This is a genomic window from Bacillus sp. AC266 (assembly GCF_979253805.1).
This window is the reverse complement of sequence record NZ_CEEDEC010000002.1, coordinates 982,658-1,007,971: the sequence shown is the minus strand read 5'-3', so window position 1 is coordinate 1,007,971 and position 25,314 is coordinate 982,658. Positions and strand designations below refer to the sequence as shown.

The following is a 25,314-nucleotide window of genomic DNA, read 5'->3' as shown; positions in this document are numbered from 1 at the left end:
TAATTTTCATCACTTACATATAGTTAGTCAAAATAAAAATGACCTAGTTTCACACTAGGTCATTTTTATTAACGAGGAATAGATTGCATTACGGATTGTAACGTTATTCTTTCTTCTTCCGTTAATGGAAGAAGTGGCAAACGTACAGAACCTACATCTAATCCCACCATTTGTAATGCTGTTTTTACTGGTGTTGGGCTCGGCGCCATAAATAGTGCATCCGTTACTTTTACTAGTAATTGATGTAATTTCTGCGCTTTTTTGAACTCTCCAGCTTGGAATGCAGCAATCATTTCTTGCATTTCATTCCCGATAACATGAGATGCTACAGAAACAATACCTTTTGCTCCAATTGCCATAGCTGGTAATGTTAAACCATCATCACCGCTGTATACTGCAAAGTCGTCCGCTGTTTTTTCAATGATTTCTGTCATTGTTAATACATCGCCGCCTGCATCTTTAATCGCAACAATGTTTTCTATTTCTGATAAACGAACAACTGTATCAACGGAGATTTGTACAATAGATCGTCCTGGAACATTATATAGCATTACCGGAAGCGGAGTACTTTCAGCGATTGTTTTAAAGTGCTGGTACATCCCTTCTTGACTCGGTTTATTATAATACGGTGCCACTAGCATAACTGCATCAACACCAACTTCAGTTGCCTTTTTTGTTAAATCGACAGAAGCATGCGTATTATTGCTACCTGTTCCAGCGATGACGGGCACCCTTTTATCGACAACAGATACGACATGGCGATATAACGCTACTTTTTCTTCTGATGTTAATGTAGGAGATTCTCCAGTCGTCCCTCCTACCACGATTGCTGTTGTACCGTTATCAATTAAATAATTTACCAATTTCGTTGTCTTTGCAAAATCGATATTACCATTTTTATCAAACGGTGTTACCATCGCGGTTGCAATTGTCCCAAAATCTATCATGATCTCACTCCTTATTGTTCCAGTTGCTTTTCTTTTGAAAGCTCAAATGCACTATGTAATGCATTCACAGCCTCCACTAAATCGGCTTCTTTTACAAGAACCCAAATTGTCGTATGACTATCTGCTGATTGCAGAATTTGAATACCTTTTTCCGCTAAAGCTGTGACAATTTTCGCTGTAACCCCTGGAATACCTGCCATTCCAGCACCAACGATAGAAACCTTCGCACAATGCTCTGTCACCACTGGATCATATCCAAGTTGCTTTAAAACCTCAACTGCACGCGCTGATACACTATCCTTTACTGTGTAAGCTACACCAGTAGGAGAAATGTTAATTAAATCCACACTAATCCCTTCATTAGCCATTTCTTTAAACACGTGTTGTTGTAAATCATATGCAGTTTCTTTTGCAAGCACTTTAATTTGCGTTACGTTTGACACATGGGCAATCCCTGTAACAGGACGTTCTTCTACATCCTGCCCTTTTGTAGCACCATCATATGCCGCAATAAGCGTACCTTCACTATCAGAATACGTAGAACGTACACGAAGTGGTACTTTTGCATGCATCGCAATTTCAACCGCACGCGGATGAACAACTTTCGCACCCTGATAAGCCATGTTACAAATCTCGTTATATGTTACAGTTTGAAGATGACGTGCATCTTTTACGATACGAGGATCCGCAGTCATAACACCTTCAACATCTGTGAAGATATCGATATATTCAGCATGAAGCGCAACACCTAATGCTGAAGCTGAGGTATCACTACCTCCGCGTCCAAGTGTTGTCGTATCTCCATTTTTCGTTTGACCTTGGAATCCAGTCACGACGATAACATCTACATTTTGTAACTCTTCATGTATACGATCGCAATTCATTTCAATAATCTTAGCATTCGTAAAGTCATTATTCGTTACAAAACCAGCTTGCGCACCATTTAATGCTGCTGCTTTTATACCATTCTCATTCAACATGTTAGAGAAAACAATTGCTGAGATTAATTCTCCGCATGATAATAATAAATCTTGCTCACGTTTAGAAATATTAGGTTCCTCTTGATTTACAAGACTTAATAACGTATCAGTTGCATACGGTTCACCTTTACGGCCCATTGCTGATACAACAGTAACTACTTTATAACCAGCAGCTAACGATTTTTTTATATGGTGAAGCGCATGCTTGCGCCCATTGTCATCACGTACTGATGTACCACCAAATTTTTGAACAATAATTTTCATATTTTGCACCTTCTCTTAGCCGTTTACACTAATTGTAATTTTACTAAGCGCTCTGCAATTTGAACAGAATTCCATGCAGCGCCTTTTAATAAGTTATCAGATACGACCCAAAGGTGGAATCCTTTATCATTATTTAAATCTTTACGGATTCTTCCAACGAATACTTCATTTTTACCTACTGCAGTAGCTGGCATTGGATATAACTGCTCTGCTGGATTATCTTGCAGTACAATACCTTCTGCATTTGCAAGTAAGTTTTTCATTTCTTCTACTGTTACGCCTTCTTTATCTACTTCAATGTACACAGACTCGGAATGACCCGATACAACTGGTAAACGTACACATGTCGCAGCTACTTCTAATTCAGGCATATGCATAATTTTTTTCGTTTCATTAATCATTTTCATTTCTTCGAATGTAAATCCATTATCTTGGAATTTATCAATCTGTGGAATAGCATTAAAAGCGATTTGGAAATGCTTTTCGTCACCTGATACAGGTAAAACATTCGCCTTTACTTCTTCGCCATTTAAGATTGCTTGTGATTGTTCATGAAGTTCTTCAATAGCTGCCGCACCAGCACCTGATACAGCTTGATATGTGGAAACGATTACTCGTTTTAAACCATATTGCTGGCGAACTGGTTCAAGAGCTACTACCATTTGAATTGTAGAACAGTTTGGATTTGCAATAATACCATTATGTTCTTTTAAATCATTTTCATTTACTTCAGGTACAACAAGTGGCACGTTTTCTGTCATACGGAATGCACTTGTATTATCAACAACAATTGCACCGCGCTTTGCTGCTTCTGGCGCTAATTGTTTCGATACAGATCCACCTGCACTAAATAGTGCAATATCTACTCCTTCAAAACTTTCAGGAGTTGCCTCTTGAACTGTAAATTCTTCGCCTTTAAATACAAGTTTCTTACCTGCAGATCGTTTAGATGAAAGTAACGTTAACTTCCCAATTGGAAATTCTCGTTTCTCTAAAGTATTTAACATTTGTTCACCAACTGCGCCGGTTGCTCCAACTACAGCGACATGAAAAGTTTTTTGCTTTTCCATCACTATGCCCCTTTCTAGATACCAATCCTTCTATAACTTAGAATTAGAAGGAGCTTACAATGCCCCCTCTAATCTTAATAACGTTAATTTTATCATATTCTACAGTAAGAATGATGGTTTCAACAAAAATTGTACGTTTTTTTCGTTTTTTAATTCATATATCTGAATTTTTCTACAACAACAGGTTGTAATTGTTTTCCTTGTAGCGCTTCCAATACTGTATCTTCAAGTAACTCCATACGAGCTACCATTGAGTTCGGTTTTTTCTCTGGTGCATCTTGGCCAAATGGTACAAAGTAGATGTCTTTTGTAGCCATTAGGCGCATGAGATTTACTCCATTAAGCCCTAAAGCATCATTCGTCGAAACAGCCAATACGACAGGCTTCCCATTTCTAAGCGTCGCTTTTGCTGCCATTAATACTGGAGAGTCTGTCATTGCATTTGCAAATTTACTCATCGAATTCCCTGTTAGTGGTGCAATCACCATGCAATCTAGTGGAATTTTCGGTCCTAGTGGCTCTGCGCCAACGATTGAATTAATTGCCTTAAAACCGGTTATTTCTTCGATCTTTTTAATCCATTCTTCCCCTTCGCCAAATCTAGTATTTGTTGATTGGACAGTATAAGAAACAACGGGACGTACTTCTGCACCTTCTGCAATTAACTTCTCTAAATGTGGCATAACTTCTTCATACGTACAATGTGACCCTGTAAATCCGAAACCAATTCGTTTTCCCTTCAAACTCATTTCTCATCATCCTCCTTTGCGATTGCATCTGCTATTAATAACTGAGAAAGAACATTCGCTAATATTTGTCCTGCTGTTTTCGGTGCAACAATCCCAGGAAGACCAGGTGCTAATAGTGCCTTCACTCCACGCTTCTCCGCATAGCGAAAGTCCGTGCCACCTGGCTTAGAAGCTAAATCAATAACTAGCGTATGAGCTGGCATTTTTGAAAGAACATTCGCTGTCACAACAAGATGCGGAATTGTATTAATAACAATATCGATATTACCTACTTCTTTCTCTATGTCTTGCATATGAAAAGGAGAAAACATCATTTCTGTAATACGAGCAATATGTTCCGAACGTCTCGCTCCAACTTTGACATGTGCTCCTAATGATTGAAAGGCTCTTGCAACACTCATACCAGTTCTACCAAATCCTAAAACCATTACATTCGATCCATGAATTGTGTAATCAGTATGTTGAATAACCATCATTAGTGTACCTTCTACGGTCGGAATAGAGTTATAGATTGCAACATCATCACGATCAAATAATTTTACAAGTTTGCGATTTGTAGTAGCTACGAGATTTTCCAAGTAAGGTGTACCAATACCTGAATATATAGTGAAGTTTTCTGGCGTCTTTTCAATTTGTTCTTTCGTTATGGAAACTTTCTCATTTGAAAAAATAGTATCTACTTCTCCTCTGGCATTCGTCCCTGCAACCGGCAAAATAATTGCATCTAAAGAAGTGAAATTTAAATCTTGTATACTTTCCTTTGCTGCCCCTGTAAAGCCATGATCTAACTGTTCAAACCCTATTAATGAAAGTTTCGCGTCCAGTTCGACTAGCTTGCGAATTACTTCTAGCTGCCGTGCATCTCCTCCTATGACAGCAATATGCATCTCAGTCAACATTCCCTAATTCACCTTCTTTTTCTTTCATTTATAAGAAAAATGCCTACTTTTTCTTTTTCCTCCACATCATATGTAATGTACGAGTTTGAGGTGATTGAAAAACAAAAAGCACACGTGATTTATCTTCTTTATATAAAGATAAAAAAAAGACAACCAAAATGGTCATCTTTCACTATGATCTTGAATGGTTCGTAAGATCGCAAAGTATCATATCATTTCCAACCTTCTTTATTTTGCTCCATTCTACTCTCACTTCTTGCTGTTCTCTTTTAAAACCTCCCCATTTCCCAGCAGGTATAATAAGCGCTTGTATTTTTCCATCTCTCTCATCAATTTCTAAATCTGCATGACCTAAAACTCCCATTTTTTCTGCTCTTTCTAAATCCACAATCTCTTTGCCACTTAATTCACTTAAACGCATTAAATCTCCCCCTATCCTACTTTTTATGAAGGTTATCCTATAATAAGTACCTATTCTGCATATATAAAAAAAATAACCGTATCTCATATAAAAGAGATACGGTTATTTCCGAAAGCGAATGAATTACAAGATCGATTAAAGTTTCATTCCTTTTGGCAGTTTTCCATCTGGACTAATAAGTGCCGCAGAGAATTCATCGGTAAACATATTGCGAATTAACTCGTCTACATTTTGCTTTGTTACAGTGTTTACACTTTCAATAATCTCATCAAGAGAACGATGTTTACGAAGAAGCAATTCGTTTTTACCATTACGGCTCATACGACTATTCGTACTTTCTAAACTTAACATTAAGTTTCCTTTTAATTGTTCTTTACTGTTAACAAGCTCTTTTTCTGTAATACCTGTATTTTTCAACGTATTTAACGTTTCTTGCATTGTTTCATACAGTGTATCTAATTGTTTACTACCTGTTCCACCGTAAAGTGTTAACATTCCTGTATCTTCATAAGAAGAGTGATAAGAGAACACTGAGTACGCCAATCCACGTTGCTCACGTACTTCTTGGAATAAACGGCTACTCATACTACCGCCTAAAACATTATTTAATACAATTAAGTTATAAATATCTTCGTGTCCCATTTGCAAGCCTTTATATCCTAAACATAAATGAGCTTGTTCTGTTTCCTTCTTACGTGCTACTTTATTGAAATGGAAGATTGGGCTATGTACTTGTTCACGATTTGTTGTCCCTTCGTAACTACCGAAATATTGCTCTACAGTTTGTAAAAATGCTTCATCAATATTCCCTGCAATTGATACAACAACATTTTCAGGTGTGTAATGATCTTTCATATATTGACGTAACGTATCACCTGTAAATGTTTCAAGCGTTTCTTCTGTTCCTAAAATAGGATATCCAAGCGGATGCGTTTCATATGTTGCTTTCGTTAACATATCATGCACAATATCATCTGGCGCATCTTCGTACATTTTTATTTCTTCACATACAACATTCTTCTCTTTTTTCAGTTCTTCCTCATCAAATGTTGAATTAAAGAACATATCTGCTAAAACATCTAATGCATATTTAGCATGCTCATCTAGCACTTTCGCATAGTAACATGTATATTCTTTTGAAGTAAAAGCATTTACTTGTCCACCAATGCTATCAAATGATTCTGCAATCTCTCTTGCACTTCGCGTTTCTGTCCCTTTAAAGAACATATGTTCCAAAAAGTGTGAAACCCCATTATTTTTTTCATTTTCATTTCTTGAACCTGCGTGGATCCATACACCAATCGCAACCGAGCGTACAGTTGGTATATTCTCCATAACAATTCTTACACCATTTTTACACGTATATTTTTTAATCAAAAACTTTCCTCCTAATGCCAGTTTCTCTAAATAATTGCTATTATTTAATGATAACAAGTTTAGAGATGAATGTCATGCAAATGTATTTAATCCACACGTTTTTCATCTAGTAATTCTGTAATATTCCCCACTTTATATCCTTGTTCCTTTAAATTTTTAATCATAGTATCTAGCGCTTCTGTTGTAGGTGAAGTAGGATGCATTAGCACAATAGCACCTGGATGTATTTTTCGCATTACTCTCTGCAATAGCACACCCGGTTCTGGCCGCTTCCAATCAATTGTATCTACAGTCCACATAATCGTCCCCATTTGGAAATCATCCGCTATTTTTACTACCTCATCCCGAAAGCTTCCACTTGGCGGAGCAAACCATCTCACTTTCTGATTTGTAGCTGCTTCTATCATTCGATTCGTTTTTTGTAATTGATCTCGTATTTCATCTGTAGACAGCGTTTTCATATTAGGGTGTGTGTAAGAATGATTTCCTACTTCTTGATTTGCATCGACAATCATTTTGGCAAATCGTAAGTTTTCTTTCACCCAGCGTCCTTCTAAAAAGAAAGTCGCCTTCACATCATGTTTTTTCAATATCTCTAATATACGTGGCAAATACTCATTACCCCAGGCCACATTAATTGTTAATCCCACCATCTTTTTATTTGGATGTCCTCGATAAATGGGAGCTGGTGGTAAATCTTCTAAGTGAACACTCGGTGATACTTCCTTAAATTCAAGTTGTTTTTGATCAAACTTCTTGATTTTCTTCATATTATTATAGGACGCTTCTATATCCACTTGTTTTCCATTATACCCAGGCGTCGCCTTCCAAATCTTATCAATCATCGCATTTTGCGGCATAATCTCGTACTGTTTTACATGCTTTTGAATCTCTTCATGCAAGTTATCCTGCGCAAAAACGGAATAAGAGCCACAACCCATATATAAAGAAAATATAAATATGTACGCTAATATACGAGCTTTCATATAAACCCTCCCATTAACTATAAAAAAAGAAACCATTTTCTTCTTATCTTTGTTAATTTGAGCGTTATGATGAAAACTATACCTATACTCACATAAAAATCTAAATGAATCACATTTTTTACATAACAAAAAAAGCCAGCTAAACTGGCTTTCACTTATTGTTGCTCTTGTGCGTTTTCTTCTTTAGCTGCTTCTTCTTTAGCTGCTTCTTTTTCTTGCTCTTCTTTTAGCAATACTTTTCTAGATAAGTTTACACGACCTTGTTTGTCAATCTCGATAACTTTAACTGAAATCTCATCACCGATTTTCACAACGTCTTCTACCTTACCTACACGCTCAAGTGCAAGTTCAGAAATGTGAACAAGTCCATCTTTACCGCTAAATAATTCAACGAACGCACCGAATTTTTCAACGCGTTTAACTTTTCCTAAGTAGATTTCGCCTACTTGTACTTCGCGAACGATATCTTCGATAATTTTCTTCGCTTTTTCATTCATCTCTTGATTAATTGATGAAATGAATACTGTACCATCTTGCTCGATGTCAATTTTAACGCCAGTTTCTTCAATGATTTTATTGATTTGTTTACCACTTGGTCCAATAACATCACGAATTTTATCTGGGTTAATTGCCATTGTAATAATCTTCGGAGCATACGCAGATAACTCAATGCGAGGTTCAGCGATAACAGATAACATGTGATTTAGAATGTGCATACGACCAACTTTCGCTTGTTGTAATGCTTCTTCTAAAATCTCACGAGATAAACCATCGATTTTAATGTCCATTTGTAGTGCAGTTACACCTTTTGCAGTACCTGCTACTTTAAAGTCCATATCACCTAAATGGTCTTCCATTCCTTGAATATCTGTTAAAATTGTGTAATGCTCACCAGATTTCACTAGACCCATTGCAATACCAGCAACTGGTGCTTTAAGTGGTACACCCGCATCCATCATCGCTAATGTACTACCGCAAATACTCGCTTGTGAAGTAGAACCATTTGACTCTAATACTTCAGATACAAGACGAACTGTATATGGGAAATCCTTTTCAGATGGAAGTACAGGTTCAAGAGCACGTTCTCCTAGTGCTCCGTGACCAATTTCACGACGACCTGGTCCACGCATTGGTCTTGTTTCACCAACACTAAATGAAGGGAAATTATAATGGTGCATAAAGCGTTTTGACTCTTCTACACCTAGACCATCTAAAATTTGCACATCGCCTAATGCACCTAATGTACAAATACTTAATGCTTGCGTTTGTCCACGTGTGAATAGACCAGAACCATGTGTACGAGATAAAATGCCAACCTCTGATGCTAAAGGACGAATTTCGTCACCTTTACGACCATCTGGGCGGATTTTTTCAACTGTAATAAGACGACGTACTTCTTCTTTTACAATTTTATATAAAATCTCACTTACTTGTCCTAATGTATCAGCATCAGCTTCCTCAGCTTCGTAATGCTCAATTACACGCTTTTTCACTACGCTAATTGCATCTTCACGTGCATGTTTTTCGTGCACTTGAATTGCAGAATGCATATCTGTCTCAGCCATTTCACGTACAGCTTGGTTCAAATCAGCATCCACTTCATAAAGTTTCACTGCTGTTTTCTCTTTACCGACAGCTTGTACAATCTCTTCTTGGAATGCAATTAGACGTTTAATTTCATCGTGTCCAAACATAATTGCTTCTAACATTGTTTCTTCAGGTACTTGATCCGCTCCTGCTTCAACCATGTTAATTGCATCTTTCGTACCAGCTACAACAAGGTGCATATCACTTTGTTCTTGCTGTTCTACTGTTGGATTAATAACGAACTCGCCATTAATACGACCAACTGTCGCACCTGCGATTGGACCTTCAAATGGAATATCTGAAATAGATAATGCTAATGAAGAACCAAGCATAGCTGCCATCTCAGAAGAACAGTCTTGATCAACACTCATTACGATGCTGACAACTTGTACTTCATTACGGAAACCATCTGCGAAAAGTGGACGGATTGGACGGTCAATTAAACGACTTGCTAAAATTGCTTTTTCACTTGGACGGCCTTCGCGCTTAATAAAACCGCCTGGGATTTTTCCAACTGCATATAAACGCTCTTCATAGTTTACTGTAAGCGGGAAGAAATCTACATTTTTTGGCTCTTTTGATGCAGTTGCTGTAGATAGAACTGCTGTGTCGCCGTATCTTACTAATACTGCTCCGTTTGCTTGTTTTGCAAGCTGACTTGTTTCAATTGTTAGCTGACGACCAGCTAAATCTATCGAGAAGACTTGCTTTTCCTGACTCATTTAAGTACCCCTCTCAATTTAAAATATTCAATTCTTCTATGTAAATGGATAGTATATCACAATATTCTTTCCTCTAGTATTGCCGAAAATTAAGTAAGCTATAAAGAGTAGAAGATATATTTTTACCTAACAAAAAAGCGGGAATATTCCCGCTTCTTTGACTATCGACGTAAGCCAAGCTTTGTGATTAATTCACGGTAACGTGTGATATCGCTATTACGAAGGTAAGTAAGTAAGTTACGACGTTTACCAACCATCTTTAATAGACCACGACGTGAATGATGATCCTTCTTGTGAGTACGTAAGTGCTCGTTTAGAGTGTTAATTTGCTCCGTTAGGACAGCAATTTGAACCTCTGGAGAACCAGTATCAGTCTCATGAGTTCTAAATTGTGCAATGATTTCATTTTTACGCTCTTGTGTTAAAGCCATCCTATTTCACCTCCTAATAATTAAACCCCCAGTTACCTAGCAAGCATCGGTGAGTCGCAATGCCAAGTAATGGTTGTCATAAAGTACATAACATAGAATACTACTTTTCATTTGAAAAAGCAAGTATATTCTTTACGCTCGCAAAATATTCTTGGGCAACCTTTTTATCTTGAGCGATTTGAGCAACTAACTCATCAATTCCATTAAACTTTTTTTCTTCTCTTATACGCATGTGCCATTCCACTGTAACACTTTGATCGTATATGTCTTTATTAAATTCAAATAGATGCACTTCAATAGATAATTGACGCTCATTCTCTTTGAAAGTTGGTTTATATCCGATATTACATACACCATCATGCCATTCATCATGAACCTTCAATCTTACCGCATATACACCTACAGGTGGCAACAAATATTCATCACTTAAACCTACATTTGCAGTTGGGAAACCAATTTGACGTCCACGCTTATCACCGTGTACAACTGTTCCTTCTACCGTGTAAGCTCTCCCTAAAATAGATGGAATTTGTTCCATTTCACCGTTTCGAATTAACTTTCGTAATGAAGTAGAACTTACTTTTTCTTCTTGATATTCAACTTTTTCGATCACGGTCTGTGTAAACTCCCCTCTTGCATGAAATGGTAAAGTCTCCATCTTCCCTTTTCCTAAACGTCCATATGAATAATCAAAGCCTGCTACTACATGCTTTACATTTAAACCAATAATATACTCATCGACAAACTGCTGTGGTAATAATCCAGCAAATGGCTCATCGAATTTCACCACATATAAGATATCAATTCCTAAACTTGCGATGATTTCTTCTTTAAGGCGCATCGGTGTAATATACTCCACATGCGCTTCTTTTTTTCCTAATACAACAGATGGGTGTGGATGGAACGTCATGACAGCACTTTTACATCCTCTTTCATCCGCTATTTTTTTCGCTGTTCGAATCACACGTTGATGTCCTAAATGAATGCCATCAAAATATCCTAATGCCATTACAGTAGGTGGTAATTCTATTTTATTTTGTTCATGTGGATGAGTTAAATGAATAAGTTTCACGCTTGAATTCACCTTTTTCTGTAATAATCCTTCCAATAATTCATTATAGCTTTAGTTCTTGATTATTCACAAGTACTTTCATTGGCTTTAGCATTCCAGGGTGTTTTGGGTGATGTTCATAAATTGCTAAGCAACGATCATTTTTATCAAATACTGTAATAAATGGTGCTGTTGTTTCTAATTCATTCTTTAAGAACATACCGTTCTTTATTTTTTCAGCTTGCTTTTCATCTACAACCATTTTTGGAAACTTACTTAGCGCCTCATCAATTGAGATGAAAATAGACTCTACTGTTCCATTTTGCACGTTTTCTTCAATTTCTTCAAATGATATGCAATCTTCTAGTAAAAATTCACCAGATGCTGTTCTTACAAGGTGAGACATATGTGATGGAAATCCAAGCTTTTCACCTATCATTACTGCTAGTGTTCTTACATATGTTCCTTTACTACACGTTACACGGAAACGAAATGAAATATTTTCCCCTTCAAAAACTTCACGTTCATCAAGTAATACAAATTCATGAATTGTAATTGTACGAACTGGACGTTCAACTTCTTGTCCTGCCCTTGCATATTCGTATAGTTTTTTCCCGTTAACTTTTACAGCTGAGAACATCGGCGGCATTTGTTCAATTGTCCCTGTTAATTCCGCTAGTACCTCTTCTACTTCTTTACGTGTAATGACACGATTTACATCTTGTTTCTCCACAACTTCACCAGAAGCATCTTCTGTTGTTGTCGAAAATCCTAATGTCACTTCACCTTCGTATGTTTTTGTTTCACTTGTTAAAAATTGCGCAATTTTTGTTGCACGCCCAACACAAATAGGTAATACTCCTGTTACATCTGGATCCAGTGTCCCTGTATGACCAATTCGTTTCTCACGCAATATCTTTCTTAATTTGAACACACAATCATGTGATGTCATTCCCTTTGGCTTATGTAATAATACTACACCTTCCATATACTCACCTCATCATTATTCTTTTGTAGTAATTGCAATTATGCAAAACTTATTTTACATTGAAAAAATGGATAGACAAATGTCTATCCATTATTCTTCACGTTTACCGTCTTTATTAATTTCATGTAAAAGTGTATCAATTCGATGACCATATCCGATAGACTCATCAAACTCAAAGGTAATTTCTGGTGTTTTACGAAGACGAATACGTTGGCCAATTTCTGAACGAATAAAGCCTTTTGCCTTCGCTAAACCTTTTAATGTATTTTCTTTCTGTTCTTCGTCACCTAAAACAGAAATGTATACTTTAGCAATTTGTAAATCTCCACTCACTTGTACATCTGTTACTGTAACAAATCCAATACGTGGGTCTTTAATTTTACGACTGATAATGTCGCCTAATTCTTTTTTCATTTGCTCGCCCACACGGTTCGCACGTAATTTCATAACTCTTCACCTCATTCAATACCATTCCAAATGTGTTATCGTACGTTCAATTTCAGGAAATGAATCGATATACTCAAGTACACGATTCATTTCTTTTTCACAGACAACACGATTTGAGGATACGGAAACAATTGCAATTTCTGTACGTTGCCATACATCTTGATGCCCAACTTCAGAAACAGCTACATTATAGCGCTGTTTCACACGAGTTAACACACGTTGCAAAATTGCTCGTTTCTCTTTTAAAGAATGCACATCGTAAATCATACACTCGAATGAGAGTGAAGCGATAATCATCGCTTCACTTCTTCCATAACGTATGCTTCAATGATGTCCCCTTCTTTAAGATCATTATATCTCTCAATTGTAATACCACACTCATAGTTTTGTGCAACTTCTTTTACGTCGTCTTTGAAACGTTTTAACGTATCAAGTTTTCCTTCGAAGACTACTACGCCATCACGGATAATACGAACGCCACTATCACGTGTAATTTTACCGTCTATTACGTAACAACCTGCGATTGTTCCAACTTTTGTTACTTTGAATGTTTGACGAACTTCCGCTTGACCGATTACTTTTTCTTCGAATTCTGGATCCAGCATACCTTGCATTGCTGATTCAATTTCTTCGATTACTTTATAGATAATACGGTGTAAACGAACATCAACTTTCTCTAATTCAGCTGTACGCTTCGCATTCACATCAGGGCGTACGTTAAATCCAATTACAATTGCATTAGATGCAGAAGCTAAAATAATATCAGATTCTGTAATCGCACCTACGCCTGTATGGATAATTTTTACTTTTACGCCTTCAACATCAATTTTACGAAGTGATGCTGCCATTGCTTCTACAGAACCTTGTACGTCTGCTTTCACAATTAAGTTAATTTCTTTTACATCGCCCTCTTGGATTTGTTGGAATAAATCTTCCAGGCTGAATTTAGATTTCTCACCACGTTGTGCAACTAACGCTTCTTGTGCACGTGATTCACCAATTTGACGAGCTTTCTTCTCATCAGCGAATGCCATGAAACGATCTCCCGCTTGTGGCACTTCATTTAAACCTGTAATTTCAACAGGAGTTGATGGACCAGCAACTTTTACACGACGACCAATATCACTTACCATTGCACGAACACGACCGAATGATGTTCCAACAACAATTGGATCTCCAACTCGAAGTGTACCGTTTTGAACAAGTAGTGTCGCGATAGTTCCTTTACCTTTATCAAGCTGTGCTTCAATTACAGTACCAGCTGCATAGCGATTTGGATTTGCTTTATATTCTTCTACTTCACTCACAAGAAGGATCATTTCTAGTAAGTTGTCAATTCCCTCGCCTTGAATTGCAGAAATTGGTACGAAAATCGTGTCTCCGCCCCAAGCTTCTGGAACTAATTCATATTCTGTTAATTCTTGCATTACACGATCAGGATTTGCCGCTGGTTTATCCATTTTATTCACAGCAACAATAATTGGTACTCCAGCTGCTTTCGCATGGCTAATCGCTTCAACTGTTTGTGGCATAACACCGTCATCAGCTGCAACAACAAGAATTGTAATATCTGTTACTTGTGCACCACGAGCACGCATTGTTGTAAATGCCGCGTGACCTGGTGTATCTAAGAACGTAATTTTCTTATCATTTACATCAACTTGGTATGCACCGATATGCTGAGTAATTCCACCAGCTTCGCCAGCAGTTACTTTTGAATTACGGATAGAGTCAAGCAATGTTGTTTTACCATGGTCAACGTGTCCCATAATTGTAACAACAGCTGGACGTTCTTTTAAGTTTTCTTCATCATCTTGCTCATCGATGAATGTTTCAAATTCAGTTTCACTTACAACTACTTCTTCTTCTACTTCAATACCGTAATCAGTAGCAATTAACTCAATTGTATCTTTATCTAAGTCTTGGTTAATTGTCGCCATAATTCCTAGCATGAAGAGCTTTTTAATAATTTCAGATGGCTCTTTGCTTAACTTTTTAGCAAGGTCACCTACTGTAAGGCTTCCAGAGAAAGTGATTTTATCTGGTGTTTCTACTATTGGTGTTTGTTGTCTTCCAGCAAAGTTATCTTGACGTTTATCTTCATTTGCTTTGCCTTTTTTCTTATTCTTATTGCTGTTCTTTTTACTGCGAACAACTTTCTCTTCTACTTCAAACTCATCTGCAACAGAAGGTTTTTCCGCTCCAGCGCTATATTGATTATCTAATTTGTTTACTACTTCATCTTCTAACATTGTCATATGATTCGAAACCTCGATATTCATCTCTTTTAGTTTTGTCATAAGATCTTTACTTGAGATATTATTTTTTTTTGCATATTCATGTACTCGAATTTTACTCATACCTTCACCCCCGGTAATTTGTATCGAGCATGCTACGTAGCTTTTTCGCAAAGCCTTCATCTAAAACAGCTACAACGACTCGCTCGTCTCTCCCAATCGCATGCCCTAATTGTTGTCGATTTTCGACTTTTCTCATTGGTATGTTGTAGTACGTGGTTTTATCAATGATACGTTTTGTAGTGTTCGCTGACGCATCTTCAGAAAGCAATACTAGCTTTGCTTTGCCACTTCGTACTTCTTTTAAAACGAGTTCTTCACCCGAAATAAGTTTTCGAGCGCGGTTTGCTAGTCCTAAAAATGATTTCCAATCAGACACTTATTTCGACTCCTTCTCAACAAGCTCAAGAAGCTCTTCGTACAGAGAACTGTCGATTTTCGCTTTTAGATGATGTTCCAAAATGTTTTTCTTTTGGGCTTGAATAATGCTTTCTTTATCTTTTGATAAATATGCACCTCGTCCTGATTTTTTTCCTGATAAATCAATAGACACTTCGCCCTCTTTGGAACGAACAATGCGAACTAGCTCTCGTTTTGATTTCATCTCTTGCGTCGCAATACATTTTCGTAACGGAACTTTTCGATTGCTCATACTCATCACCTCTATTCGATTTCGTCTTCAGCTGAATCGAATCCGAATGCGATTACGCTATCTTCTTCTGTCACAATACCAAGTTGTTTCGCATCAGACTCACTTTTAATATCAATTTTCCAGCCTGTTAATTTAGCTGCAAGACGCGCATTTTGTCCACGCTTACCAATCGCTAATGAAAGCTGGTGGTCTGGAACAACAACAGTTGTTGCTTTCTCTGCTTCATCTACAAGTACTTTAACAACCTGTGATGGACTTAAAGCATTTGCAACATATTCAACTGGGTCATTCGACCAGCGAACGATGTCAATCTTTTCACCTTTTAGTTCATCTACAACGCGTTGTACACGTTGTCCTTTCGGTCCTACACAAGAACCTACTGGATCAACATCGATATTCTCTGCATATACAGAAATTTTAGAACGGTCGCCTGCTTCACGTGCTACAGAGCGAATTTCTACAGTTCCATCATAAATTTCTGGAACTTCCATTTCGAATAAACGTTTTAAAAGACCAGGATGTGTACGTGATACGTAAATTTGTGGTCCTTTTGTTGTCTTTTCTACTTTTGTAATAAATACGCGAATACGATCATGTGGTTTATATTGCTCATTTGGCATTTGCTCACTTACAGGTAATAAAGCTTCTACTTTACCTAAGCTTACATAGATGAAACGAGCATCTTGGCGCTGTACAATACCAACCATAATGTCTTCTTCACGATCACTAAATTCTGAATAAATTACACCACGTTCCGCCTCACGAACTCGTTGTGTTACAACTTGTTTTGCAGTTTGCGCTGCAATACGACCAAAATCTTTTGGCGTTACTTCAATTTCTAGTACGTCACCATCTTGGTAGTTTGGATTAATTTGTCTTGCCTCTTCTACAGAGATTTCAAGACGTGGATCAAACACATTATCTACAACGTCCTTACGTGCTAAAACTTGAATTGTTCCCACTTCTGGGTTAAAGCTCACACGAACGTTTTGTGCTTGGTTAAAATTGCGTTTATAAGCAGAGATTAATGCTGCTTCAATCGCATCAATAATAATATCTTTGCTAATACCTTTTTCTGACTCTAATACGAGCAAAGCATCTAACAACTCAGTGCTCATGAAGATCCCCCTTCTTACTAAAACGTAACAGCAAGTCGCGCATTTGCAACTTTATCCATTGGAATTTGGATTTCTTTTTTACGTGTTTTAATTGTTAATAGTAGTGTAATTGTATTACCGTCGTAGGAAAGTAGCTTTCCTTCAAACATCTTCTCACCATCAATCGGCTTATATGTTTTAATTGCCACTTGTTTTCCTACCGCTTGCTGGAAGTCTTTCTCTTTCTTTAATGGACGTTCCGCTCCAGGAGATGATACATCCAAAAAGTAAAGATGAGGAATTGGATCCTCTTTATCTAAAGCTTCGCTTAAACGTTCACTTACCGCACCGCATTCTTCAATTTCGACTCCCTTTTCAGAATCGATGAATACGCGTAAGAACCAGTCTTGTCCTTCTTGCACATACTCTACATCTACAAGTTCAAGATTTAACTCTTCAACGATTGGCTGCGCAAATGCTTCTACAATTTCTGTGACTTTCTTATCCATAAACAGCCTCCTTCCTGCCGCCATGTACCATTTACAAGAAAAGATCCCGTTCATAAAGACGGTCTATCTTATTCTTTCTCGTTAGCTAACAAAAGCCCCTGCCGTTAAGCAGGGAATATCTGTCTTAGTATTACCAAATTTAAGAAGTAAAACTTGTAACAAAATATGTATATACGACAGAAATATCTTTACTATCTACATCAGCAAAATGTAGATAGTAACACGAAAGAGTGGGTTTCCCCACTCTCTTTTTCACAAAATATACATGACATGGTTATCTCGGTTTATAGTATACCATAGCAAATGTTGATTTGCAAAGATTTTTCCTACCTATTAGAACAGTGACAATTGGTTTTGATCCGGTAAATCTCCTAGACAACCTTGACCATCTAAATACTCAATAATCGTTTTAGAAACCTTACTGCGCTGCTGTAAGTCTTCTTTTGATAAGAAATCACCATTTTTACGAGCTTCAACAATACTGAAAGCTGCGTTTGTACCAAGACCGGGAACCGCATTAAATGGAGGAATTAAAGTATCCCCATCAATTATAAATTCGGTTGCATGCGAGCGGTATAAATCAACCTTCTGGAATGAATAACCACGCTCACACATTTCAAGTGTCATTTCTAGTACCGTTAATAAACTCTTCTCTTTCGGTGCTGCATCCAATCCTTTTTGTGCAATTTCATCAATTTTTACACGTATGGATGCTGAACCTTTCGCCATCGCCTCTACATCAAAGTCATCTGCACGAACTGTAAAATATGCCGCATAGAATAAAAGTGCGAAATGTACTTTAAAGTATGCAATACGTACAGCCATAAGTACGTAAGCAGCCGCATGGGCTTTAGGGAACATGTACTTAATCTTCTTACATGAATCAATATACCAACCTGGTACATTGTTATTTCTCATTTCCTCTTCCCATTCTTCTGGTACACCTTTACCTTTACGCACCGACTCCATGATTTTGAAGGCTAATGATGGATCCAAGCCTTGATAAATTAAATATACCATGATGTCATCACGACAACCGATAACTTCACTCAGTGTACACGTACCGTTATAAATTAATTCATTCGCATTACCTAACCATACATCTGTACCATGGGACAGTCCAGAAATTTGGACAAGCTCTGAAAACGTCGTTGGTTTCGTTTCTTCTAACATTTGTCTTACGAATTTCGTACCAAACTCTGGTATACCAAGTGTACCTGTTTTACAGTTAATTTGTTCTTCCGTTACCCCTAAAGATTCTGGACCAGAGAAAATTTTCATTACTTCTGGATCATCCGTTGGGATTGTTTTCGGGTCAATACCACTTAAATCTTGAAGCATACGAATAACAGTCGGATCATCGTGTCCTAATATATCAAGTTTCAATAAATTATCATGAATTGAGTGGAAGTCAAAGTGCGTTGTTCTCCACTCAGCACCTATTGAATCAGCCGGAAACTGAATTGGTGAAAAGTCAAAGATATCCATGTAATCTGGTACAACGATAATACCACCTGGATGCTGTCCGGTCGTACGCTTTACACCTGTACATCCTGCAACTAAGCGATCAATCTCTGCATTTCGAATTGTTAAGTTATGATCATTAGCATAACCTTTCACATACCCATAAGCGGTTTTTTCCGCAACCGTACCAATTGTTCCTGCGCGGTATACATAATCTTCACCGAACAGTAATTTCGTATAGTTATGGGCGCGTGGTTGGTATTCTCCGGAGAAATTCAAATCGATATCCGGTACCTTATCCCCTTTAAATCCAAGGAACGTTTCGAAAGGAATGTCATGGCCATCTTTCACATATGGAACATTACATGTTGGGCATTCTTTATCTGGTAAATCAAAACCAGAACCTACAGAACCGTCATTAAAGAACTCTGATTGTTTACACTTTGGACATACATAGTGCGGTGGTAATGGGTTTACTTCTGTAATTTCCATCATCGTTGCAACAAATGATGAACCTACCGATCCACGCGAACCTACTAGATAACCGTCCACTAACGATTTTTTCACAAGCTTATGTGAAATTAAATAAATAACGGCGAATCCATGTCCAATAATACTTTTCAATTCTTTTTCCAAACGAGCTTCTACAATTTCCGGTAGTTCATCTCCATAGATACTTCTTGCCATTATATAGCTCATATCACGTGTTTCATCATCAGCACCTTCAATTTTCGGTGTGTATAAATCATCTTTTACTGGACGAACATCACCAATTAATGATGCGATTTTGTGTGTATTTGTCACAACAATTTCTTTTGCTTTGTCTTCACCTAAGAATGAAAAACAATCTAGCATTTCATTTGTTGTACGGAAATGTACAGGCGGTAATGAATGGCGATTTAACGGATTAGCTCCTCCCTGCGAACTGACTAAAATTTTCCGATATATCGCGTCCTCTGGATCTAAATAATGCACATTCCCAGTAGCAACAACTGGCTTATCTAACGTCTCACCTAGTTTTACTAAGTTAGAAATTATTGTTTTTAACTGTCCTTCATCTCGAACGAGTTCACGTTCCACTAAATGACGTAACACTTCTGGAGGCATAACCTCAATGTAATCGTAAAACTGTGCAATTTCTTCTACTTCTTCAGGCGCTTTTTGCATCATAGCTTCAAATACTTCACCTTTGTCACAAGCTGTTCCTACTAAAATGCCTTCGCGATATTTTTTTAATAGTGATCGTGGTACACGTGGTACACGATAAAAGTAATTCAGGTGAGAATATGAAACAAGTTTGTATAAGTTTTTCAACCCAACATCTGATGTGGCAAGTAACGTCATATGACTTGGACGCCCACGTTTATACGCATCCCCTTGTCCCATACTATCGTTTAGTTGATCGTGATATTCAAATCCCTTTTCAATCACATCTTTTAACATCTTCACAAGTAAATATCCCGTTGCTTCTGTATCATAAATCGCACGGTGATGTTGCGTTAATTCAATATCAAGCTTTTTACACATCGTATTTAATCGATGATTTTTCATTTCTGGGAATAAGAACCGTGCAAGTTCTAACGTATCAATAACTGGATTTTTCGTTTTTTCTATCCCAGCCTTTTTAAAACCTACGTTAATAAAGCCCATATCGAAGCTTGCGTTATGAGCAACAAGTGTATGGTCACCCATCCATTCCTCAAACTTTTTAAACACTTCGTCCACTTCTGGTGCATCAGTTAACATATCATCTGTAATACCTGTTAATTCAATAATCGTCGCCGATAATGGTTGATGGGGATTTGCGAAAGATTCAAAGCGATCAATAATTTCTCCACCTTTTACCTTTACAGCAGCTAACTCAATGACTGTATCATATACCGCAGATAACCCTGTCGTCTCAACGTCAAAGACAACATATGTTTCTTCTGCAAGTAGACGATGTGCTTCGTTATATGCTATCGGCACACCATCATTAACTAAATTTGCTTCTACACCATATAGAACTTTAACTCCAGCCTTTTTACCAGCAGAATATGCTTCTGGGAACGACTGTGCAACAGCATGGTCTGTAACTGCAATAGCCTCATGCCCCCATTTTCCGGCTTGGGCAACGAGCTTAGAAACAGAAGTAACAGCATCCATTTGACTCATTGGAGTATGAAGATGAAGTTCTACTCTTTTTTCTCCTTCTTTTGCTTTATCTTTACGAGAAGGTCCCGTTATTTCATTTATATCATTTGCGATCATAACTAAATCACGCACGAATGTATCATTTTGAACTGAACCACGCGCTTTTACCCAAGTTCCTTTTTTCAAGGATTGTAACATCGGGATATCTTCTTTATCACGTGAGAACATCTTAATCATAATAGAGTCCGTATAGTCAGTTATCTTTAAAGTTAATAATGTACGTCCACTACGAAGTTCTTTCGTCTCTACATGGAAAACATACCCTTGAACGGTTTTTCTTCTTTCTTCATCTTGAATTTCACGCAGCGGCGTAATCTCTTCATCTGGCTTAATAAGATAACCAAGCACAACTGGTCCTTCGTGAACAACATCACTTTCTTCAGCTTGCCTTTTAGCCATCTCTTCCATAGCCTGTATAACTCGTTGACGATCTTCTTCCTGTGTTTGCTCACGAAACTTTTGCATTTCTTCTGCATTTTGCTTTATATGTGTGTCTAACTGAAAACGCGGGAATCCAAAAGCTTCGTATTGATCACCTACTGGTTTCGCAACGTTTTTCTTTAAAGTAGTAGATTCCAGCTCATTATTCACATTTAATAGCAACTTCACGCCATTGACCTGCGGAAGTTGCTTCTTTAAGTACGCGAACATAGGTGAAAATGTAATTCGTTCTGTACAAAGCGGCCAATATGCCTTCACTTCTTCTTCTGTAAATTGTTTATTCTCTGCTTCTAATGCAAATGTTGTTCTTGCAATATGAGAAAATGATTGCTTAAGCTTTGTTTCTAGCAACTCATATAATTCTGTCGGCAAAATACGTGGCACTTGTAAGTCAAAATGCCAACTTTTATTCGCTTTATCAATAACTAGCTTTTCAATACCACCGCCATGTAAATATTGATTTATAAGGTCTTCTGGTATTTGCAACTGTTGGAGCAAAATTTGAAATCGCTCTTGTTGTTCATTTGTTAATGACATAAGCACTCTCCTTCCATTTGCTATTATAAATTGAAACGTACTACAAAGAAAGATTTCTTCCTTCTTCTTTTACAAAATACGTTTACAAAGAAAGAGAAGGTACCTCATTACGAGGTACCTCTTCTTATTTTAAAATATTAGCAATATATGTTTGAAGTTCTTCTACTTTCACTTCTTCAGACTCGCCTGTAGCACGTACTTTCACTTCTACAATACCTTCGTCTGCTTTTTTACCAACTGTAACACGAACTGGAAGGCCGAATAAATCTGCATCTGCAAATTTAACACCTGCACGTTCTGCACGATCATCTAGTAATACTTCGTATCCTTGCTCTTGTAATGAGTTATAGATATTTTCACCCATTTCACGTTGTGCATCAGATTTCATATTTACTGGAATTACATGCACATGGAACGGTGCAACAGATTTTGGCCAAACTAAACCATTCTCATCATTAAACTGCTCTGCGATTGCTGCCACTGTACGAGATACACCGATACCGTAACAACCCATAATAAGTGGTTTTGTTTTTCCGTTTTCATCTAGGAACGTTGCGTTCATTGCTTCACTATAACGAGTTCCTAATTTGAATACATGACCAACTTCAATTCCACGTGCGAAAAGAATTGTTCCATTTCCATCTGGAGATTGGTCTCCTTCTTGGATGAAGCGTAAATCTGTATATTGACTTACTTTAAAGTCACGTTCTGGATTTACATTTACATAATGGAACCCTTCTTCGTTCGCTCCTGAACATCCATTGACAATTGATGCTACAGCATGGTCAGCGATAATTTCGATATCCCCTGTAACACCAATCGGTCCTAAAGAACCCACTTCACAGTTTAATAACTCTTTTATTTCTTCATGTGAAGCAAGCTCAACGACTGAAGCTCCGTATACATTCTTCACTTTTACATCATTGACTTCATGATCGCCACGAACAAGTACTACTACTAATTTCGCATCTACTTTAAACACCATAGATTTAATGCATTTTTCCGCTGCGATATTTAAGAATGCAGATACTTCTTCAATAGCTTTTTGATCTGGAGTTGCCACTTTTTCAAGTGCTTTTTCGGCTTCATCGCTCTTCGTATACGTAGCAACAACAGGAGCCATTTCAATATTTGCCGCATAATCAGATGTATCAGAATACGCAATTGTATCTTCACCTACATCAGATAACACCATAAATTCGTGTGTATCTTTTCCACCCATTGCTCCAGAATCAGCGATAACTGCACGGAAATTCAAACCACAACGAGCAAAGATATTAGAATACGCTTTGTATAAACCGCTATATACTTCATCCAAACTTTCTTGTGTTGCATGGAAAGAATACGCATCTTTCATTAAAAATTCTCTTCCGCGTAATAAACCGAAACGTGGTCTTTGCTCATCACGGAATTTTGTTTGAATTTGATATAATGTTAATGGTAGTTTTTTGTATGATTTAATTTCATCACGTACAAGATCTGTAATTACTTCCTCATGAGTTGCCCCTAGCGCAAACTCGCGAGCATTACGATCTTTCATACGCATTAATTCTGATCCGTAAGAATACCAACGACCTGATTCTTGCCATAATTCAGAAGCTTGCATAGCTGGCATTAATAGTTCTACTGCCCCTGCGCGCTCCATTTCTTCACGAACAATACGTTCTACTTTGTGTAACACTTTTAAACCAAATGGTAGAAAACTATAAATACCAGAAGCATTTTGACGCATAAACCCTGCGCGAAGTAATAATTGATGACTCTTAATTTCAGCATCTGCTGGAACTTCACGTAATGTAGGACTGAATACCATACTTTGTTTCATTTATTCGCACCTCTTCATTTTACTCTTACACGCAATAAAATCCCTCACCTCGAGTTAGGTGAGGGATTTTATTCTATGAGCTCTATTTCATTATAAACTTCTTCTTATTTTACAAGAAAAACTTACGGATGTCATTCCATGTTACAACTAACATAAGCAACATTAATAATGCAAACCCAATAAAGTGAACCATTCCTTCTTTTTGACGATCAATTGGTTTTCCTCGTAATGCTTCAATTAAGAAGAAGAACAAACGTCCACCGTCTAAAGCTGGGACTGGTAATAAATTAAATAAACCAAGGTTAATACTTAAAACTGCCGCTAAACTTAGTACACGCGTAAATCCATAATCTACAACTTGATCTGTTAGATTATAAATTCCTACTGGACCTGACAACTCATTAATAGAAAATTGACCCGTTACTAATTTCACAAGAGAATCAAAAATTAGTTTCGTCCATTCGTATGTTTGTTCAAACCCTGATTTAATAGAACCCATCACTGTTTTCTCTACAGGAGAATAAACACCAATTCTACCAACTTCGTCTTTTCCTTCTTTATCAAGCGTTGGTGTTACTTTCACATTAAATTGCTCACTATCACGCTTTACATGTAACGTAATTTCTTTATTTGGGTTTTCACGTACAATCGTTACAACATCTTTCCATGTACTAGTGTTTTTCCCATTGATTGCTTGAATTGTATCGTTTTCTTTTAATCCAGCTTGTTCTGCAGCACTATTCTCCATTACTTTTCCGACCATTGGTTTGTCAACAGGAACTCCTTGTACAAATCCAAGAATCACAAAAATAACAAATGCTAGAATAAAGTTCATTGCAGGACCTGCAAAGATTGTTAGAGCACGTTGGCCCAATTTTTTAGAGCCAAATTGTCTATTGTACGGAGCGATTTGAATTTCTTCTCCCGCAGAAATGATACGAGCTTTTTCATTTACTCGGAATGTTTGCAGCTCTTCCTCGTACTCTTCATAACCCAAAATTGTAAGATTATGCTCTAAATCAGCTTGTTCGACTTCAATGACACGAACATTTGGATATTTTTCATGTCCGTCAAAAACTAATTTCACAACTTCGTCTTTTTCATTTAATACAAGTCCAACCTTTTTTCCAGGTTTTAACTCAACTGTGTCCGCATCCTCGCCAGCCATTCTTACATAGCCACCAAGGGGCAGTAATCGAATCGTATACACCGTTTCATTCTTTTCAAATGAGAATATTTTCGGACCAAAACCAATCGCAAACTCGCGGCACAAAATACCTGCTCTTTTTGCGAAATATAGATGCCCTAGCTCATGGAAAAATACGAGTGCACCGAAAATTAATATAAAGGCAATCGCTGTATTCAATTCCATAACCACCT

At 37.4% G+C, this 25,314-nt stretch carries 22 protein-coding genes; all 22 read right to left on the bottom strand.

Annotated elements, in window-relative coordinates:
- Positions 1–68: 68 nt before the first annotated feature.
- Positions 69–947, bottom strand: coding sequence for a 4-hydroxy-tetrahydrodipicolinate synthase (gene dapA, locus AC0IXC_RS12870; protein WP_002014579.1), 879 nt, complete (start codon positions 945–947; stop codon positions 69–71).
- Positions 948–958: 11 nt separating this feature from the next.
- A complete protein-coding gene (dapG, locus tag AC0IXC_RS12865; protein WP_002088068.1) occupies positions 959–2,191 on the bottom strand; it encodes an aspartate kinase in 1,233 nt (410 codons plus the stop codon).
- A gap of 23 nt (positions 2,192–2,214) precedes the next feature.
- The gene (gene asd / locus AC0IXC_RS12860) at positions 2,215–3,261 is read right to left on the bottom strand and encodes an aspartate-semialdehyde dehydrogenase (RefSeq protein WP_002014577.1); all 1,047 of its coding nucleotides are present in this window, start codon (positions 3,259–3,261) and stop codon (positions 2,215–2,217) included.
- 149 nt (positions 3,262–3,410) lie between these two features.
- On the bottom strand, positions 3,411–4,010 hold the full coding sequence (dpaB, locus tag AC0IXC_RS12855; RefSeq protein WP_002111357.1) for a dipicolinate synthase subunit B: 600 nt from the start codon (positions 4,008–4,010) through the stop codon (positions 3,411–3,413).
- Entirely contained in the window at positions 4,007–4,909 is a 903-nt protein-coding gene (gene dpaA / locus AC0IXC_RS12850; protein WP_002088148.1) for a dipicolinic acid synthetase subunit A, read from the bottom strand. Before dpaA ends, dpaB begins: the two co-directional genes overlap by 4 nt.
- A 172-nt stretch (positions 4,910–5,081) precedes the next feature.
- Positions 5,082–5,330, bottom strand: coding sequence for a YlmC/YmxH family sporulation protein (locus AC0IXC_RS12845; protein WP_002014571.1), 249 nt, complete (start codon positions 5,328–5,330; stop codon positions 5,082–5,084).
- A gap of 135 nt (positions 5,331–5,465) precedes the next feature.
- Positions 5,466–6,707 carry a M16 family metallopeptidase gene (locus tag AC0IXC_RS12840; RefSeq protein ID WP_085312221.1) on the bottom strand — a complete coding sequence of 414 codons (1,242 nt, stop codon included), beginning with the start codon at positions 6,705–6,707 and terminating at the stop codon, positions 5,466–5,468.
- Between the two features lie 86 nt (positions 6,708–6,793).
- Entirely contained in the window at positions 6,794–7,693 is a 900-nt protein-coding gene (locus tag AC0IXC_RS12835) for a polysaccharide deacetylase family protein (RefSeq protein WP_193651947.1), read from the bottom strand.
- Positions 7,694–7,848: 155 nt separating this feature from the next.
- Positions 7,849–10,002 (bottom strand): polyribonucleotide nucleotidyltransferase, encoded by a 2,154-nt coding sequence (gene pnp, locus AC0IXC_RS12830; protein WP_002033682.1) that lies wholly within the window; start codon positions 10,000–10,002, stop codon positions 7,849–7,851.
- 161 nt (positions 10,003–10,163) lie between these two features.
- Positions 10,164–10,433, bottom strand: coding sequence for a 30S ribosomal protein S15 (gene rpsO / locus AC0IXC_RS12825; RefSeq protein ID WP_001229392.1), 270 nt, complete (start codon positions 10,431–10,433; stop codon positions 10,164–10,166).
- Positions 10,434–10,533: 100 nt separating this feature from the next.
- Positions 10,534–11,505, bottom strand: a complete 972-nt coding sequence (ribF, locus tag AC0IXC_RS12820) for a bifunctional riboflavin kinase/FAD synthetase (protein WP_002128800.1) — start codon at positions 11,503–11,505, stop codon at positions 10,534–10,536.
- 43 nt (positions 11,506–11,548) lie between these two features.
- On the bottom strand, positions 11,549–12,472 hold the full coding sequence (truB, locus tag AC0IXC_RS12815; RefSeq protein WP_002033681.1) for a tRNA pseudouridine(55) synthase TruB: 924 nt from the start codon (positions 12,470–12,472) through the stop codon (positions 11,549–11,551).
- A 90-nt stretch (positions 12,473–12,562) separates the two neighbouring features.
- Positions 12,563–12,919, bottom strand: coding sequence for a 30S ribosome-binding factor RbfA (rbfA, locus tag AC0IXC_RS12810; RefSeq protein ID WP_000776437.1), 357 nt, complete (start codon positions 12,917–12,919; stop codon positions 12,563–12,565).
- A gap of 15 nt (positions 12,920–12,934) precedes the next feature.
- Positions 12,935–13,216 (bottom strand): DUF503 domain-containing protein, encoded by a 282-nt coding sequence (locus AC0IXC_RS12805; RefSeq protein ID WP_002088157.1) that lies wholly within the window; start codon positions 13,214–13,216, stop codon positions 12,935–12,937.
- Positions 13,213–15,279, bottom strand: a complete 2,067-nt coding sequence (gene infB, locus AC0IXC_RS12800) for a translation initiation factor IF-2 (protein ID WP_002014558.1) — start codon at positions 15,277–15,279, stop codon at positions 13,213–13,215. The genes AC0IXC_RS12805 and infB overlap by 4 nt, the downstream gene beginning before the upstream one ends.
- Before the next feature lie 4 nt (positions 15,280–15,283).
- Positions 15,284–15,595: a YlxQ family RNA-binding protein gene (locus tag AC0IXC_RS12795; protein ID WP_002033679.1), complete on the bottom strand. Its 312-nt coding sequence runs from the start codon at positions 15,593–15,595 to the stop codon at positions 15,284–15,286.
- The gene (gene rnpM, locus AC0IXC_RS12790; RefSeq protein ID WP_002088161.1) at positions 15,596–15,868 is read right to left on the bottom strand and encodes an RNase P modulator RnpM; all 273 of its coding nucleotides are present in this window, start codon (positions 15,866–15,868) and stop codon (positions 15,596–15,598) included.
- An 11-nt stretch (positions 15,869–15,879) separates the two neighbouring features.
- Positions 15,880–16,986, bottom strand: coding sequence for a transcription termination factor NusA (gene nusA / locus AC0IXC_RS12785; protein WP_002014554.1), 1,107 nt, complete (start codon positions 16,984–16,986; stop codon positions 15,880–15,882).
- Positions 16,987–17,003: 17 nt separating this feature from the next.
- Positions 17,004–17,474: a ribosome maturation factor RimP gene (gene rimP, locus AC0IXC_RS12780; protein WP_002088165.1), complete on the bottom strand. Its 471-nt coding sequence runs from the start codon at positions 17,472–17,474 to the stop codon at positions 17,004–17,006.
- Between the two features lie 333 nt (positions 17,475–17,807).
- Entirely contained in the window at positions 17,808–22,109 is a 4,302-nt protein-coding gene (locus AC0IXC_RS12775; RefSeq protein WP_002033677.1) for a PolC-type DNA polymerase III, read from the bottom strand.
- A 124-nt stretch (positions 22,110–22,233) separates the two neighbouring features.
- Positions 22,234–23,934 carry a proline--tRNA ligase gene (locus tag AC0IXC_RS12770; RefSeq protein ID WP_002142912.1) on the bottom strand — a complete coding sequence of 567 codons (1,701 nt, stop codon included), beginning with the start codon at positions 23,932–23,934 and terminating at the stop codon, positions 22,234–22,236.
- Between the two features lie 109 nt (positions 23,935–24,043).
- Positions 24,044–25,300 carry an RIP metalloprotease RseP gene (gene rseP / locus AC0IXC_RS12765; RefSeq protein WP_002088169.1) on the bottom strand — a complete coding sequence of 419 codons (1,257 nt, stop codon included), beginning with the start codon at positions 25,298–25,300 and terminating at the stop codon, positions 24,044–24,046.
- Positions 25,301–25,314 lie beyond the last annotated feature (14 nt).